Source organism: Aquimarina sp. AWH4_224 (assembly GCF_056160245.1).
In genome coordinates, this window is the sequence record NZ_JBSWWU010000002.1 from 327,641 (window position 1) to 344,802 (window position 17,162).

The window sequence follows — 17,162 nt, forward strand, 5'->3', positions numbered from 1 at the left end:
GAAAGTCAAAAAATGCAGTTCAAATAACTATAGAGCAGTTGGTAAAGAAAACCTTTTAAAATGGTACATAAAAGAAGAATTTAGGTCCAGATAATCAAAATACGAACAAATACTTTATGGATATGAGAACGACAAAAATTAAAATGGGGGTACTAATTATCCTTTTTAGTTACGCTTTGATGGGGAACATAATTTATGGTCAATCAAAGCAATCAGAACATTTAGAAGCGTTAAATGAACAGATCAATCAGAAAATGCAGAAGCATCAACTTCACGGATTGAGTGTTGCTGTATTCGACGATTACAAGATGATTTGGTTGCATCAATGGGGAATCAAAGCGTCTGGCGCAACAGATAAAATTGACGAGAACACAGCTTTTTCTACTGCCTCTACTTCCAAAGCGATCATTAGCATACTTTGTGGGATTTTGGAAGAAAAAGGGCATATCAATCTTGATGATCCAATTTCAAAGTATTTAAAACGATGGCAATTACCATCCAGTACGTTTGAAAATAGTAAGGATATTACCTGGTTGCAACTCTTATCTCATACTGCAGGTACGAGTCAGGGTGGATTTGCGGATTTTTATGAAGGAGATAAAATCCCTACCATTTTACAAAGTTTGAAAGGAGAGTTGTTGCCAAGGTACGATAGGGAGATAGAATTTTTATTTGAACCGGGTACCCATTGGAAATACAGTGGAGGAGGATACGTGATTATCCAGATGGCCATAGAAGATCATTTGAACACACCATTGGCAGATTTGGTAAAAACATATGTTTTTGATCCGCTTGGACTTAAGAACACCACAATGAAACAACCTAACGAAGAAGGTTTCCTGAACAATGTGGCAAAAGTACATAACATGAAAGGAGAAATTATAAAAACGGGACTCCCGATCACTCCGCAGGTGGCTCCATCGGGAATGTGGTCTACTCCTTCGGATTTGGCAATTATAGGGATAGAAATGCAAAATGCACTACGTAATCAAAACAATAAGGTGATCTCCCATAATGTGGCAAAACGAATCACCAAAGTGCTATCGCTAGATGATGTAGGGGGCTGGAGTGCGGGTTGGAATAGGTCGTTTGGGATAGGAAATCGGGATTGGTTCTCTCATGGGGGATCGAATACGGGTGTTGGAGGAGAATTTATGGCTACCCTACAGGGAGGAAGTGGCCTTGCAATCCTTGCCAATGGAGATAAGCCTAATCGATTTCCGGTGATGAATTTCTTGAGAAACGAAATTGTAGAGAGATGTAACTGGAAACAATCTATCGATCAAAAATTATTAAAAGAAATACCAGAGGATGTAAAAAATATGGTGGTTGGGTCCTATCTGGATTTCTTGTATCACGCGCCTGGAGTCAATAAGATTTTTGAAGAAGATGGTAACTTGTTTATTAGCTCGCCCATGTTTGAGTTTATGTTACAAAAGAAGAAAAACCAGATGTATTATGTAGGTAATAATACATTCAAAATTGAAGACTATCCCAATGATATACAATTCGTAACTAATGGGAACTCTGAATTAAAGGAGATTGTGATTTTTAGAAATAAGACCGAAGAAAACAAAGTGGTGATTCAAAAAGAAGAAATAAAAAACCATAAGACCCAGCTTATTGATGCCTTTTCGAATCTTGAAATTGCAGCTGCAAAACAAGAATATAAAAAGATCAAAGAATTAGCTCCAGATCTTGAGTTTGAAGCTATTCTTAATGAATTCGGATATATTTTCTACATGGAAAATAATATGAAAAAGGCGATTGCGGTATTAGAGTTTAATCGCGAAGAACATCCAGATTCATGGAATACATACGACAGTCTTGGGGAGATCTATGAAGTAAATGGGCAGTTTCAAAAATCAGTTAAAAACTACAAAAAGGCTCAAGCATTGAATGCTTCTCAAGAATACAAAGAAAGAGTATCTTTGAAAATCAAGGAGTTAGAACAAAAGTCGGAACAAGAATTTTAGACAACCCTATTTATAAAATTGACCTCATAAGGAAACTTATGAGGTTTTTTGGGTAAGAAATAAATTTTTCTTCTTTTTTACGTTTGATTTTCTATATTAACGTACATTTAATCAATGATAGCCATGAAATTAACGAAATCGATAGCTATAGCAATTGCTTTTTTAGTAATATGCACGTTGTGTATACAATGTGCAAGCAGTCAGAAAATGGATAAGATAGCACCCGTAAAAATTGAAAACCCGTATTTTGAAAGATGGAATACTGACGATGAAAGGGGGTTGACGCTTTATATTCCTGTTGATGAAGCTTCGACAATACAATTAGAACATGCATATTTTAAGTTCAAAAAAATTGCACTTAGTAAAGAAGAAGGAACCTCGGTATACGTAGGGAAATACACCTTGCCAAAAGGAGAAAACAAAGATATGGTGATGAGCTCTGATCCAAAAGAAGAATTTAATAATACACTACCACCAGGAATAGAAAGAATCCCTTTTCAACTTAAAGGTAACGAGTGTGTAATTAGTTACATCAAAGACGGTGTGCAAAGTCATTTTAAGATAGAAAATATTCAAGAGAAAAAGTAATACCACACATTGAGTATCTTTCAGAAATTATTTAAGCAAACGTTTATTTATGGATTGGCAACGGTTCTACCTAGAATGTTGTCTTTTCTTTTGGTAATTGTTCATACCAAATATTTAGATGGTCCCATTGCCTATGGTCGGGTTACCATCTTGTTTTCCTGGATCATTGTTTTTAATGTGGTACTGGCTTATGGGATGGAAACTTCGTTTTTTCGATTTCTGAATCTCGATAAATTTAAAAGTAAGGTTACAAGTACTTCCGCAATATCCATTGTATTTTCTACAGCCATTTTTGTACTTATTACCATTTTGGCTCAAGACCAAATAGCTACTTTGATTGGTGTAGAAACAGAGTTTTTGAGATATGTGATATGGATTTTGGCATTAGACGCTTTAGTGATTATTCCTTTTGCACATTTAAGAGCCATGGAAAGGCCTATGCGCTATGCAATCATTAAGATTATTAACGTGGTTATTTATGCTACGTTGAACGTGTTTTTCCTCATTTTTCTTAAAGACCTTTCTTTCAAATCTGAAATGTTTCAAAAAATTTACATTGAAGATTTTCAGGTGCAGTACATTTTCCTTTCTAATGTAATTGCGAGTGGAGTTACCTTGCTATTAATGTTACCTTTCTATCTTAAAATCAAGTATAGCTTTGATAAAGAACTATGGAAAAAGATGCTGGGCTACGGTTTCCCGATATTGATCTCGGGATTGGCATTTGCGATCAATGAGCATTTCGACAAAATCTTGTTAGAATGGATATTGGGAGAGAAAGAAGGATTGTTTGATTCTGGAGCCTATGCTGCCTGCTATAAACTGGCCTTGTTTATGACCTTGTTTGCAACCGCTTTCAGGATGGGAATAGAGCCCTTCTTTTTTAGTCATGCCAAAGAGAAGAACGCCCCCAAAACCTATGCGCAGATCACACAGTATTTTGTAATTTTTGGATGTGTAATTCTGATAGGGGTAATTACCTTTTCTGATCTCCTGAAAGCATTTATGATCAAAAATCCAGAGTATTGGGAAGCAATGATTGTAGTACCTATTATTTTGTTGGCCAATCTATGTCTTGGGATCTACCACAATCTTTCGGTTTGGTATAAAATTACAGATAGAACCAAATTTGGAGCCTACATTTCTATTGTAGGAGCGTTGGTAACACTTATTCTTAATTTCGCCTTGATTCCGCAATATAGTTATCTCGGTTCTGCGATCGCTACCTTGGCGGCATACGGAACGATGATGACTCTATCCTGGTATTTTGGCCGAAAATATTACCCGATTCCGTATAATCTTAGAAAGATTGGATTGTATCTTCTTTTATCAATAAGTTTTTCGGTAGTATCCTTTTATATTTTCGACAGCAATTATTTGATTTCTATCCCGTTGTTCGTACTGTTTTTAGTAATTTTGTACGCCTCTGAGAGAAGGGAATTGAAACAAATTTTAAAAAAGTAAGGCCAACTAAAGGCCATTAGCAATTTTACCAATATCTATGCAAATCAAAATTATTAATAGATCCACCCATGATCTTCCTAATTATGAAACTATTGCTTCTGCAGGAATGGACCTAAGAGCAAATATAGAAGAGCCTGTTACATTAGCACCTTTGGATCGAGCTATTATCAAAACAGGATTGTTTATCGAATTGCCAGTAGGGTATGAGGCGCAAGTAAGGCCAAGAAGTGGATTGGCGGCAAAAAAAGGAATCACAGTACTGAATGCCCCAGGAACTATAGATGCAGATTATAGGGGAGAAATAGGAGTGATATTAGTCAACTTATCTCACGGTAATTTTACCATTGAAAATGGGGAGAGAATTGCTCAGTTAGTAATTGCGAAACACGAACGTGCAGAATGGATAGAAGTAACCGAATTATCTGAAACCTCTAGAGGAGAAGGAGGCTTTGGAAGCACAGGAGTGAAATAAAAAGAAAAGAAAAAATTAACCAATATCATACAAAACAATAACACATGAAGATCATTGTACCTATGGCAGGAAGAGGTTCAAGACTAAGACCTCATACCTTAACTGTTCCTAAACCTTTAATCCCTGTTGCAGGAAAACCTATCGTTCATCGATTGGTATCCGACATTGCCAAAGTTTTGGGAGAACCAGTCGAGGAGATTGCTTTTGTATTGGGAGATCCTGCCTTTTTTGGAGATGATGTGGTAGCTAGTTTAACAGAGTTGGCAGAAAGTCTGGGGGCAAAGGCTTCTATTTATAGACAAGATCAGCCTCTGGGAACCGGACATGCAATTATGTGTGCAAAAGATTCTTTATCAGGGCCAGCAGTTATCGCTTATGCAGATACGTTGATTCGCGCAGATTTTAATCTGGATAAAGATGCAGATTCTGTTATTTGGGTAAAACAAGTGGATCAACCTGAAGCCTATGGAGTAGTAAAACTAAACGAGCAAAGTCATATTACAGAATTAGTAGAAAAACCTAAAGAATTTGTATCAGATTTAGCTGTAATAGGAATCTATTATTTTAAGGATGTTGGCGTACTAAAAAATGAATTGCAATATGTATTAGACAACAACATTATTCATGGAGGAGAATATCAGATAAACGACGGTATCAAAAGAATGATGGCCGACGGGAAAGTTTTTGTTACCGGAAAAGTTGACGAATGGATGGACTGTGGTAACAAAAATGTAACCGTAGAAACTAATTCTAGAATGCTAGGTTTTTTGCAAAAAGATGGAGAAAATCTGGTGAGCGATTCGGTTACTCAAGAAAACGCAACAATTATTGAACCTTGTTACATTGGAGAAAATGTAACTTTAAGAAATACAACGGTTGGACCAAACGTATCTATAGGGGATGACTGTACAGTAGAGAATACCACAATTAAAAATAGCTTGGTGCAAACGAAAACTACAATAAAAAATGCTAACTTAGACAATGCTATGGTTGGTAATCACGTAGTTTACGACGGAAAATTCTCGACCATTAGTATTGGAGATTATTCCGTTTTGGAATAATTTGTGATGCGTTAATAGTTTAAGATGGATTTGTGATGAAACAAAGGATCTGTATTTGCTTATTTTGTTTGTCCTTTGGATGGGGCAACGCTGTTGTTTTGGCTCAGGAAATTGAGCCCAAGCAAGAAGTAAATATTGATGACCTGGGAAATGTTTCTGACGAATTTCAGGAGAATTTCTTTGAAGCGCTAAAACAAAAAGCGATCACTAATTATGATAAAGCAATCAAGGCTTTAGAAAAATGTATAGAGTTAGATCCTTCGCCTAATTTTTTATATCTCGAACTAGGCAAAAATTATCTTGAGCTTAAACTCTACGAACAGGCAGAATCCAATTTCAAAAAGGTACTAGAAGAAAAACCAGACGATCGATTTGTACTCGAGCTTTTGTATGAAGTGTATTTCAAAGAGCAGAAATATAAAGAGTCGGTAGAAGTTGTAGAAAAATTGGTGGTGTTTAATAGTATGTTCAAAGAGCAGTTAGCTAATCTTTACTACATCGAAAAACGCTATGATGATGCGCTTAGGGTGCTGGATGAATTGAATGAAGAGTATGGGATCGATACGTATCGGCTTCAACTTAGGAAACGAATTGCTTTAAAGATTACCGATCCTTCAAATCAGATTAGTAGACTTGAACAACAAATCAAAGAAAAGCCCAAGGTAGAGCAGAATTATTTGAATCTGATCTATATGTATAGCCAGGACAATCAAAAGGAAAAAGCATTCGAAACCGCTAAACGCCTTTTGAAAAAAGTACCGAAGTCAGATTTGGTACACCTGTCTTTGTACAAGTTTTATTTAGAAAATAAGCAAACCAAAGAGGCCATTCGCTCTATGGAAATTACACTGAAGAGCGGTAAAGTAGATACCGAAGCAAAGTATAAGGTAGTAAGCGACTTTTTGCAGTTTATCAATACCCATCCAGAATATGAAAGTGAGTTGACTACGGTGATGAATGCACTTTCTGGAGATGGTAATGGCGCTAAGGTATTTACAGAGTTAGGGCACTTTTACTACAAGAAAGATCAGAAGGAGCAAGCGCTTAATTTCTACGAAAGAGGAATCAAAGCGAATACCAATGACTTTGGATTGTTAAAACGGATATTACTGCTACAATTAGATTTAAAGCGGTATCAAAAAGCGGAAAGCGGAAGCGAATTAGCTTTAGAAATGTATCCGGCACAACCGATCTTTTATTTGGTGAATGGGGTATCATTATTGCAATTAGAAAGGGCAGATGCTGCAATCGAAATTTTGACTACCGGAATCGATTACGTTATCGATGATTCGAAGATGGAATCCGATTTTTATAAACAAATTAGTGAAGCTTATCAAAAACTCGGAGACGAAAATAAAGCTTCAGAATATATGCAAAAGGCTATTCAGCTTCAGAAAAAATCATAATAGTTGATGAACAAAGTATTTTATCTTTTATGTTTCTCGTTATTCTTTCTGTATTCGTGTAAAGGAACAAAAACTGCAAATACTACCAAGGTAAAAAAATTGAGTGCAGAAAAGGTGATTGCCAATCATTATAACCGTTCTTTCAACTTCGAGACTCTTAATGCCAGAATCAAAGTAAAATACGACGATGGTAAACGTGGTGTGAGCCCAACAGCGACCTTAAGAATCGAAAAAGATAAGGTGATATGGGTAAGTGTCAAAATGTTGGGAATTACCTTGGCAAAGGCACTAATAACTCCAGATAAAGTAAGTTACTACGAAAAAATCGAAAACTCTCATTTCGAAGGAGATTTCCAATTGCTAAGCGAATGGTTGGGCACCGATCTAGATTTTGATAAGGTACAACAACTCTTATTGGGTCAAGCATTATTTAATCTCAGAGAAGACAAATATAAAACCAGTATAGATGAAGGATCTTATCTACTAAAACCTAAAACGGATTTCGTACTTTTTGAGCGGCTATTTCTTGTCGACCCAGGTAATTTTAAGATAGCAGAGCAAAAGTTGAAACAACCAGCCGAAAACCGAGATTTATCCATCAAATATCAGGGATATCAAAAGATAGGAAATCAGGATTTCCCCAAAAGAATCATCATCGAAGCAGTAGAAGGCGACAATACTACGATCATCGATGTAGAATATAGAGCAGTGGATTACAATGCTCGCGTAAGTTTTCCGTTTAAAATACCATCAGGGTCCAAGGAAATCAGTATTTAATGAAAGTATTGCGATTTATAAGTGTTGTTGTATTGCTATTGTGCGTGGCACCTATGCATGCCCAAAGCACCAAACAACAGAAACTTGAAGAAGAACGGCAACGTTTGCGTCAGGAAATTGAACAAATGAGGCAGTTACGAGAAGAAAACAAAGTAAAAGAATTATCCGTTCTGGATGAGGTAGAATCGATTTCTGCACAGATAAGCACGCGCCAAAACCTGATTAAGATCACCAATCAACAAACCAACTTACTGACCAGAGAAATCAATAGTAATCTGAATAAAATTGATACCTATCGCAATGAATTAAAGGTGCTGAAAGAAGACTACGCCAATATGGTCAAGAAATCTTACAAAAGTAAGTCGCATCAAAGCAGGATTATGTTTTTGTTGTCGTCCTCCAATTTTACGCAAGCCTATAAGCGATTGCAGTACATGAAGCAGTACAATGAACATCGAAAAGAGCAGGCAGATCGTATCGAAAAAAACACTATGGAGCTTCAGCAATTAAATCGAAATCTGTCTAAGCAAAAAGAGGATAAAGAAACCTTGATTAGTGAGAATCGCGAAGCACAACAAAAATTAAAGGAAGAGAAGAAAGAGCAACAGGTGCTCATGGCTTCTATTAAGAAGAAGCAAGGGGTTTACACAAAGCAAATTAAAAAGAAACAGGAGCGTGCCAGTGCGATTGATAAACAAATTGAAAAATTAATTCGCGAGGCCATTGCTCGCGCCAACAAAAAAGCTGGGAATAAGGTAGCCAAAAAAGGTACAGCTACCACTTTTGCCATGACTGCCGAGGCCAAAGTACTGGCCGATAATTTTACATCCAACAAAGGAAAACTACCCTGGCCGGTAGGCACAGGGAGATTGACCAAAAAATATGGTCGACAACCGCACCCTACCTTACCCAATATTCAAATCAATAGTAGTGGTGTGGAGATTGAAACAAGGTCAGGTGAACGCGCCAGAGCAATTTTTGAGGGAGAAGTAATAGCCATTCAAAAATTGAAGGGAGCTAGTCGATTGGTACAAATTCGACATGGTAACTATATCACTGCCTATTATAATCTACATAATATTTCTGTTAAGGAAGGCCAGAAGATTACCACAAAACAGTCTATAGGCGAAGTTAGAACGAATCCAACTACGGGGAGGACAACTATGAAGTTTCTGATTTATCAAAATGCTAAGCGATTAAATCCTCAGCAGTGGATTTATAGAATGTAATCTTTTCCTCAACTAGCAAGAGGGCGAAAGTGTTTCAGTAAGAGAAGTAAACACCAGAGAAAGATAACTGTATACATCTTCGGCTCCAAAATATCGATATCGTATAAATAGCGCAAGCATTAGGATAAACCCAACCAAAGTGATGTATACCGATATGGTTATTTTGTGTTGTTTCTTCATGTAGAAGTTCCTATTGTCTTTATCAAGATAGATAAAAATGGTCAAAAGGAAATGCTATTTTCTCGACTTTAAGATAGATTTAAGTAATCTAATAATGAGGTGCTATATGAATAGTGCCTTAAGTTCTGTAGCATCGTCTGGTTTCATCTTTCCGGCCAATACCAAGCTCAATTGCTTGCGACGTAACGCGGCTTCATAACGTTGCTTTTCCAGATCAGTTTGTGGTTGTATGGGAGGTACAGGAACCGGGCTCCCTGTTTCGTTTACTGCTACAAAGGTATAAATAGCTTCGTTCACCTTGGTACGATCACCACTTTGTCGGTCTTCTACCCATACATCGATAATCACTTCCATAGAGGAGGTGAAAGCTCTGGATACTTTTGCTTCTACAGTAACTACACTACCTAATGGGATGGCTTGATTAAATGCTACATGGTTTACAGAAGCGGTTACTACAATTCTTCTAGAGTGTCTCCCGGCTGCAATTCCAGCTGCGCGGTCCATACGGGCAAGTAATTCTCCTCCAAACAAATTATTCAAAGGATTGGTCTCTCCTGGTAAAACTAAGTCCGTAAGTGTGGTTAAAGATTCTGAAGGATATCGAGCTTCCATAAACAATAAAATTTTTGGCAAAGATAATGACGTAAAAAGAACTTACACTATTTCGCTGGCCAAAAGTGATTTACACCACTTAAACAAGGTTTGAGATTTTGAAAAATTTTTAGGGTTTAGAAAAGAAGATTCGTAAACAAACAGCAACAGTCATTAGCAGAATAATGATGATGCAAAGTTTATGTTGAAAAGAATGTTTTTCGAAATTTTAATTCTGAACCAATAACCAAGCCTTAGGACTTTGTTCATTCTTGATTTTTCGAAGCGCTTTTAAGGCATCTAATCTATTCGCGTAGCTGGCGTATACTACCTGGTGAAGTCCATATTTGTTAACCCCAATAAGACGGGCATCAAAACCTTGTTCTTTTAGTCGTTGTACCTTCTTATCTGCATTTGAAGCAATTCTAAACGCTCCTGCAACAATATGAAATTTTCCTGTAGTTACATCATCAGAAACGGGTGCAGGTATATCGGAAGCACTTTCTTCAGTACTATTCTCTTCTTTAGTTAGATTCAAGCTGATGGCAGGTAGCGGATTTGAAATCTCGAACGTTGCTTCCTGAATGGTATTCTCAATTTCCTGATTCGCTTTTACCCATTCCTGATTGTTATGGCTAATGGTATTATTGCTAATTTGTTTTAATCCAAAAAAACCACCAAGACCGATAACAATTGCTGCAACTGCTGCATACTGTAAATAAGGACGTTCTTGTCTTTTCTCGGGGGTAAATGCAATAGGAGTCGTTTCTTCTATAGCTTCTACCTCTTCTTTATACACTTCTCTTTGAATCGGGATTTCTCTTTCTATATTTGGAGAAACAAAGCTTTGCATACCAAAAGCTTCAGTAAGGTAATTTACATCTTGCGTAGGCTCAAACTGTATAGTGTTTTCTACAGAAGTAAAGAAAGCACCAATACCTTCTAGTTCAACACGTTTTCCTAACGCCATTTTATCTCTAAGTGATAACGCATAGCGTTGCAACTTGGCAACCGCATCTGTATATGATATATCTTCTGCAGCAGCGATATAATTCGCTAATAACCCATCATTATTCTGCAATTGGCGATTAAAAGAAATGCTCTTTTTAGGAGGGTAAAATGAATGAGTAGTTTCCTGAATTGAAGCAGACTCTCGTCTGGTCAAAAATGCTCCAAAACCAGGTAGGATTACACATTCGTAACGATATAATAATTCACTGATGTATTTTGCCGTGTTGTTCATTTGCCCCCTTCTAAAAATGCTGCATGTACAGCTATTGGTTAGTTAACTCAAAGGTATAAAAAAATGAAAATCGTGAGCGCTGTAACGAATGAATTTATCAACAGTTTTAATTTTTTTTGTTTCTTGCATTGATATACAAATCATTAGATGTCCAACGAAAAACTCTTAGCACTACTAACGCTTAAAAAAGTACCCAATCTGGGGGATAGTTCTATCAAAAAATTGATTAGAGAAATCGGAACCCCAGAAGAGATATTCACAGAAAAAGTGGATAACTTGTTAAAAATTGACGGTATCGGAAAAGCGAAAATAAAAAATTTACAGGACCCCAAACATCAACGGGATGCCGAAAATGAATTGAAGTTTATTCAAGATCAACGTATTAATTATGTGATGTATGATCAGGAAGGATATCCGGATCGATTAAAACATTGTATAGATGGTCCAGTGGTTTTGTTTAGTCGAGGCAATATCGATATCAAACAAAAGAAGATGTTGAGTATCGTTGGCACCCGCAAAGTAACAAGATATGGAGTACAGTTTTGCGAAGAATTGATAGAAAGCTTAGCGCCAATAGATCCGGTAATTGTCTCTGGATTTGCCTATGGTGTAGATATTACTGCACAACGAGCTGCTGTAAAGCACGGGTTACAGACCATCGGTTGTTTGGCGCATGGTCTCAATCAAATTTATCCCAAAGCACACAAAAAATACATGGCTCAAATTGAAGAAAATGGAGGCTTTTTTACCGATTTTTGGAGTACAGATACTTTTGATCGTAAGAATTTTTTAGGCCGCAATCGAATTATTGCTGGGCTAAGCGAAGCCACTGTGGTCATAGAAAGTGCTGGCAAAGGAGGCTCTTTGGTAACTGCAGATATTGCCAACTCTTACAATAGAGAAGTGTTTGCTGTTCCTGGTCGTACAAATGATATTCAAAGCACTGGCTGCAATATGTTGATCAAAACACAACAAGCGCATATGCTCACTAGCGCTGCAGATTTAATTTATATGCTCAATTGGGAACTCGAAGAAAAGACACAACCTATTGTTCAGAAACAATTGTTTGTAGAGCTGGAAGGAGAGGAGCAAAAGATTTATAATTACTTGCATCAACATGGAAAAGAGCTGCTGGATGTTATTGCTCTAGAATGCCAGATTCCTACCTCTCAATTGGCTTCAATGTTGTTGAATATGGAACTAAAAGGAGTAGTAAAACCATTACCAGGCAAACTATTTGAAGTAATATGAAATTTCGGAGCATCATAAATAAACTATTAAGAATACTAATATTGGATATTTCGTTAAGTTGTAATACCTCCAAAGTGAAGACTATGACGGATCATCAAAAAGCATATGACATAAAAGAAAAGATTGATCGAGGAGATCTAATGATTGGAATCTTAGATGCTAACCAGATAGAGGTAATGATTGACCTATTCATCAAATCCGGAGATTCGGGTAATGCTGATAGTTGGTATGAATTAGGAATGATTTATTATTTGGGAATTGGAGTTGATCAGGATGCTCAGAAAGCAGTGACTTACTTCAAGAATGCTGCTCAGAATGGATACGGAATAGATGCTTGGATCAAGTATATTAGAATTGCCTATTTTGCAGATCTTACTTCGGTAGCGCCTGATAAAATTATTGATCTGGTAGAAGAGCTTCAGGAGAAAGATTCCAGCGGAGAAGTATACCTCTTAAAAGGGTATATGCTATACAGAGGGTATGCCTTTGATGAAAATTTGGAAGACTCTTTTTTGGCTCATCAAAAATCTGCTAACAAAGGGAATGCTGATGCGATGTTCGAGCTCTGTATTTATTACACCCATGGAATAGGGATAGAAACGGATATAGAAAAAGCATTGCAATGGTGTGCCAAAGCTGCAGAAAATGATAACACACGAGCGTTGTATAATTTAGGTGCATATTATGCCACAGGATACGAAAGTATACCTCAAGACATGAATATGGCAGTACAACATTATACAAAAGCAGCAAATCTAGGACATGGTAAAGCAGCCGGACAATTGGCGGTTATGTATACCACCGGAGATGAGATAGAACAAAATGAGGAAAAGGCTAAAAACTTCTACGAATTAGCATTAGAAAACAATTTTGATGTGGATATTCTCTTTGAAGATTTAGGGTTGGAGCCAATGGATTAAAAAGACAGGTATTCCAGTGTTTTTTTTAAGCTCCCAAAAATTCACCCATTTTTTGATGCACGATTTGAATTGCTTTTAGAGGGCGGATCATCACTTTGATATCTTTTAATTTACCCTCATCATCAAAAGTTAACATGTCTACTCCTTCTACAGTAATGCCATCGATTTCGGTGACAAACTCCAAAATAGCATGATCATTATTGATCACTTCTCTTACATACTTAAAATGAGGAGTAGCAATAATCGTAGCTGCTGCAGTAAGGTAGAGGCTTACGATCATCTTACCTTTTTGAGGTGTCCAAACTACTGGAGAATGTAAAACGGCATCATCAGCTATAAGCTGATCAAGCCCAGCGGTATTTCTTTCTTCTACAAATTGATGCCATAAAGCCAGTCCTTGTGATGTCGACATGATGGTGAGTTTTTAAATGATACCTGCGCAGATTTTTAATCGCAGAATTTTTCTTACCGATTCCATAACCTGTTGTTGGTATGTAGCATCCTTTTTGATTTCAGCAAGAATTGAATCCATGGTCTTTCTTTCATCCTGAGGCATGAGGATCATATCGCATCCAGCTTTTGAAGCTTGAAGCGGGGCATTGTCCAGAATGGTTACTGCTTTCATAATATTAAGAGCATCAGAAACGACAATGCCCTCAAAGCACATCCCGTCTTTAAGAAGATCGGTTACAATTCTTCGAGAACAACTCGACGGAAGCCCATCGGTGCCAAAAAGGTCATTATTCACTACGGTGATATGTGCAATCATTATCGACAATACTCCATCGGCAATAATAGGCTTGTAGTTATCGATTTCTTGTAATGGGCCATCAATATATACACTTTGTTTGTGCGTATCTCCTTTGACTAATCCATGACCAGGAAAATGTTTGGCTGTAGCGATGATACCACCCTCTTGAGTACATTTGATAAAGCGATTTGCCAAATTAATTACAGAATCTTTGTTGCTACCATAACTACGGGATTTGATGGCCTCGTTGTTTGGGCTAATATCCAATACCGGAGCAAAATTATGATGTACCCCAATTGCTTTCAGTTCGTTATTAATGATAGCCACTACTGAATCCGATTGGGTGTCGGTCTTGATTTCAATAGTTTTTCCTACTTTTTTGGCACCTTTTATCCTGCTGGCAAACAGACTAGGTTCTGCATCCATACTAAAGATAAGAGGTAATGTTTTGTTTTTTTCTGAAATGGTGTTCAGTTCATCTATGGTAGTAGTATGTTCTTTTTTACTTCCTTTTAGGAATACGACTCCTCCGATAATATCATCCTGAGCTAATTTTTTTACAGTAGTTTCAGACTTTCCTAATTCTCCGGTACAGCTAATGATCATTTGCGCCACTTTTTGTTTTTCAGAAAGCGAATTGAAAATAGAATCTACTTCTTTATCTAAATCTGGATTTTCGGTATAAAAATCGGCTAAGGTAAATTGTGTTTCTTGGGATGTGCTAACAAAAGATCCTAGTAGTAAAAAAATGAAAAACGCAAAAAAATGTTTCATAGGTAATTAAGTAGGTATTGTATTCGATAATTAAACTGAAATAGGCACGCCGTCTAGTTGTCCCCATTCGCTCCAGGATCCATCATAAACAGATAGATTAGAATATCCAGCCATTTCTGCTGCCATCATAAGGATGCAAGCCGTAATCCCGGATCCACAGGTAAAGATCAGTTTTTTATTGTCAATATTAAAATCTGAAAAAGTCTTTTCTAATTCTGGGGTGGATTTCATTATGCCTTTTTCCAAAAGCTGTTTATAAGGTAAGCTCTTCGAATTAGGAATATGTCCTCCCTTCAAGCTTGCTCTGGGTTCGGGTTCGGTAGCATTAAATCGTCCAGAAGATCGAGCATCAAGAATAAGCGTTTGCTCATTATTCATCTCTTCCAAAACTTCACTTGAAGCTGTCACGAGTTTAGAATTAAAATGGGCTTCAAAATTTCCCCTTGCGAATTCCTTTTGTAATATATCTTCGGGATCACAAGGCAAATCCTTTTCTTGCCAGGCAGGCAGACCTCCGTTAAGAACCGCTATTTGTGAGTGCCCCATAATTTTGAACATCCACCACACTCTTGGGCTGGAATACATCCCAATTTTATCGTATACTACAATCTTATGATGAGAACTGATGCCCAATTGTTGGCAAGCATCTGCAAATTTTTCTGGAGATAGGAGCATATTTGGGATATACGAAGTGGTATCCGAAAACGTCTTTTTGATATCAAAAAAACGACTGTTTTTGATTTTAACTTCCGGGTAGAGTTCTGTAGTGTCGCTGGCTACTTTTTTGATGGTAGCATCCAGAATGATGAGGTCTTTATGATCCAAATGTTCTGCTAGCCAATCAACAGATACTAGTGGGGAGGGGAGTTGTAACGTATTCATTGTGTGTTTAATAAAGTATCAGGAATTCATAAATTTATCCAGTAATCGATTGGTTTGCTGGATGAGTTTTTTCTGAAAAAACCCTGTTCCGCCCAATAGTTTCCCTTTCCATCCAATGGCTTGCGAAGCCCATCGGTGCAGGTTAAAATGATCAGTATGTTTTATAATTTTCCCATCTTTAAACTCAAATTGGGCATCAATACTGTTATGAACTGATCTTCCTGTTTTGCTAAAGGTATACCAGGCTTCCCAATGTGCGGATCCCTTCTCTTCATCGGCTTCAACTTTTGAGAATTCTACCTTCAGATCGGTTCCATTCTTGCAGAGCATTTGCCACATTCCTTTGGCACGATCCCCATACAATTTTCCAAATCCGGGATCTTCAAATTCAACATCATCATGATAACAGGAAATCATAGTATCTGCATCACGATTATTAAGCGCCGTGTAAAAAGTTTCGATAAGATGCTTCATAGGTCAAAGACTAAAATAGCTGAGCAATGAAGATAAGCATAATTAATCTAGCTTTTCAGCTAATTTCTTAAATACTTTTTTTGGATTTTTGTTTTCATACAAAACATCGTGAACTGCATCAATGATAGGGGTTCTCGTTTTTTTGGTGGCATCCAATTCGTAGGCGGTTTTTGCGGCATAATATCCTTCGGCGACCATATTCATCTCCATTTGTGCGCTTTTTACGGTATATCCTTTACCAATCATGTTCCCAAACATTCGATTACGCGAAAAAATAGAATATCCGGTCACCAATAAGTCTCCCAGATAAGCCGAATTGTTAATATTACGCTTCATCTTATGGACTTTTTTAATGAAACGTTTCATCTCACGAATGGCATTACTCATCAAAACACTCTGAAAATTGTCCCCATAACCTAGTCCATGTGCAATTCCTGCAGCTACCGAATAAATGTTTTTTAATACAGCGGCATACTCGGTACCTATGATATCGTCGCTCGTTTTACATTTGATGTAATAACTACTCAGGTGATTGGCCATGATGGTAGCTTTTTCTTCGTCGTTGCTGGCTATAGTTAGATAAGAAAGACGCTCGAGCGCTACCTCTTCGGCATGACATGGTCCTGTAATCACACCAATATTATTAAAAGGGATATTATAAATGTCATGAAAATGCTCTCCTACAATCAATCCAGTCTCGGGGACAATACCTTTGATAGCCGAAAAGATCACCTTGTTTTCTAGCGAGGCAGTAAGTTTTTCTAGCTCACTATGCAAAAAAGCAGAAGGAATAGCAAAGATGACGTAATCCGCATAAGCTACTGCTTCGTTAATATCATTGGTCAACTTTAATTGTTCTAGTTTAAACTCAACTGAGCTCAGATAATTCGGGTTGTGTTGTTGTCTTTTTAAATGCTCCAAAGCATATGCACTACGCATATACCAACCGATTTCGTCTAGATTTTCGGTTAACATTTTTACAATAGCAGTGGCCCAACTACCACCACCAATAACTGCAAATTTCGGACTGCTTTCCATAAATAAGATTGTTGGGTCAAAAATAAGTAAAATAGAATTCAAAATAAAAGATTGATAATCAAATAGATATAAGTTTGGCACACGT

Annotated in this window: 18 protein-coding genes; 10 read left to right on the forward strand and 8 right to left on the reverse strand. The window is 37.2% G+C overall.

The genetic code is table 11. The annotated features are described in order from the left end of the window. Positions 1 to 122 precede the first annotated feature (122 nt). From ACXAGJ_RS04785 to ACXAGJ_RS04820, 8 genes are all read left to right on the forward strand, one after another. Entirely contained in the window at positions 123 to 1,976 is a 1,854-nt protein-coding gene (locus tag ACXAGJ_RS04785; RefSeq protein ID WP_474837611.1) for a serine hydrolase, read from the forward strand. Positions 1,977 to 2,183: 207 nt separating this feature from the next. Further along, positions 2,184 to 2,564 carry a hypothetical protein gene (locus tag ACXAGJ_RS04790; RefSeq protein ID WP_474837613.1) on the forward strand — a complete coding sequence of 127 codons (381 nt, stop codon included), beginning with the start codon at positions 2,184 to 2,186 and terminating at the stop codon, positions 2,562 to 2,564. Between the two features lie 9 nt (positions 2,565 to 2,573). Continuing rightward, a complete protein-coding gene (locus tag ACXAGJ_RS04795; protein WP_474837615.1) occupies positions 2,574 to 4,028 on the forward strand; it encodes an oligosaccharide flippase family protein in 1,455 nt (484 codons plus the stop codon). 37 nt (positions 4,029 to 4,065) lie between these two features. After that, the gene (gene dut, locus ACXAGJ_RS04800) at positions 4,066 to 4,500 is read left to right on the forward strand and encodes a dUTP diphosphatase (protein WP_474837617.1); all 435 of its coding nucleotides are present in this window, start codon (positions 4,066 to 4,068) and stop codon (positions 4,498 to 4,500) included. Positions 4,501 to 4,544: 44 nt separating this feature from the next. After that, entirely contained in the window at positions 4,545 to 5,561 is a 1,017-nt protein-coding gene (locus ACXAGJ_RS04805; RefSeq protein WP_474837619.1) for a sugar phosphate nucleotidyltransferase, read from the forward strand. 35 nt (positions 5,562 to 5,596) lie between these two features. After that, complete coding sequence (locus tag ACXAGJ_RS04810; RefSeq protein WP_474837621.1) at positions 5,597 to 6,967, forward strand: tetratricopeptide repeat protein; 1,371 nt, start codon at positions 5,597 to 5,599, stop codon at positions 6,965 to 6,967. Positions 6,968 to 6,973: 6 nt separating this feature from the next. After that, positions 6,974 to 7,744 (forward strand): lipoprotein insertase outer membrane protein LolB1, encoded by a 771-nt coding sequence (gene lolB1, locus ACXAGJ_RS04815; protein WP_474837623.1) that lies wholly within the window; start codon positions 6,974 to 6,976, stop codon positions 7,742 to 7,744. Then, the gene (locus tag ACXAGJ_RS04820; RefSeq protein WP_474837625.1) at positions 7,744 to 8,973 is read left to right on the forward strand and encodes a murein hydrolase activator EnvC family protein; all 1,230 of its coding nucleotides are present in this window, start codon (positions 7,744 to 7,746) and stop codon (positions 8,971 to 8,973) included. Before lolB1 ends, ACXAGJ_RS04820 begins: the two co-directional genes overlap by 1 nt. Positions 8,974 to 8,985: 12 nt before the next feature. On the opposite strand, the gene ACXAGJ_RS04825 is transcribed toward ACXAGJ_RS04820, so the two are convergent. From ACXAGJ_RS04825 to ACXAGJ_RS04835, 3 genes are all read right to left on the reverse strand, one after another. Further along, positions 8,986 to 9,153 carry a hypothetical protein gene (locus ACXAGJ_RS04825; RefSeq protein WP_170864585.1) on the reverse strand — a complete coding sequence of 56 codons (168 nt, stop codon included), beginning with the start codon at positions 9,151 to 9,153 and terminating at the stop codon, positions 8,986 to 8,988. Positions 9,154 to 9,255: 102 nt separating this feature from the next. After that, a complete protein-coding gene (locus tag ACXAGJ_RS04830) occupies positions 9,256 to 9,765 on the reverse strand; it encodes an acyl-CoA thioesterase (protein WP_073315956.1) in 510 nt (169 codons plus the stop codon). A gap of 208 nt (positions 9,766 to 9,973) precedes the next feature. Then, a complete protein-coding gene (locus ACXAGJ_RS04835) occupies positions 9,974 to 10,987 on the reverse strand; it encodes an HU domain-containing protein (RefSeq protein WP_474837628.1) in 1,014 nt (337 codons plus the stop codon). A 147-nt stretch (positions 10,988 to 11,134) separates the two neighbouring features. Between ACXAGJ_RS04835 and dprA the strand changes: the two genes are divergently transcribed. Together dprA and ACXAGJ_RS04845 are read left to right on the forward strand one after the other, a co-directional pair. Further along, positions 11,135 to 12,238, forward strand: a complete 1,104-nt coding sequence (gene dprA, locus ACXAGJ_RS04840; RefSeq protein ID WP_474837630.1) for a DNA-processing protein DprA — start codon at positions 11,135 to 11,137, stop codon at positions 12,236 to 12,238. A gap of 83 nt (positions 12,239 to 12,321) precedes the next feature. Next, entirely contained in the window at positions 12,322 to 13,158 is an 837-nt protein-coding gene (locus ACXAGJ_RS04845) for a tetratricopeptide repeat protein (protein ID WP_474837632.1), read from the forward strand. Positions 13,159 to 13,183: 25 nt separating this feature from the next. On the opposite strand, the gene ACXAGJ_RS04850 is transcribed toward ACXAGJ_RS04845, so the two are convergent. The 5 genes from ACXAGJ_RS04850 to ACXAGJ_RS04870 are packed head-to-tail and all read right to left on the reverse strand — an operon-like array spanning position 13,184 to position 17,077. Next, entirely contained in the window at positions 13,184 to 13,570 is a 387-nt protein-coding gene (locus ACXAGJ_RS04850) for a nuclear transport factor 2 family protein (protein ID WP_474837634.1), read from the reverse strand. 12 nt (positions 13,571 to 13,582) lie between these two features. Further along, positions 13,583 to 14,683, reverse strand: a complete 1,101-nt coding sequence (locus ACXAGJ_RS04855) for a glycoside hydrolase family 3 N-terminal domain-containing protein (protein ID WP_474837636.1) — start codon at positions 14,681 to 14,683, stop codon at positions 13,583 to 13,585. Between the two features lie 30 nt (positions 14,684 to 14,713). After that, complete coding sequence (locus ACXAGJ_RS04860) at positions 14,714 to 15,565, reverse strand: sulfurtransferase (protein WP_474837638.1); 852 nt, start codon at positions 15,563 to 15,565, stop codon at positions 14,714 to 14,716. An 18-nt stretch (positions 15,566 to 15,583) separates the two neighbouring features. Continuing rightward, complete coding sequence (locus tag ACXAGJ_RS04865) at positions 15,584 to 16,039, reverse strand: nuclear transport factor 2 family protein (RefSeq protein ID WP_473284250.1); 456 nt, start codon at positions 16,037 to 16,039, stop codon at positions 15,584 to 15,586. Positions 16,040 to 16,081: 42 nt separating this feature from the next. Then, on the reverse strand, positions 16,082 to 17,077 hold the full coding sequence (locus tag ACXAGJ_RS04870) for an NAD(P)H-dependent glycerol-3-phosphate dehydrogenase (protein WP_474837640.1): 996 nt from the start codon (positions 17,075 to 17,077) through the stop codon (positions 16,082 to 16,084). Positions 17,078 to 17,162: the final 85 nt, after the last annotated feature.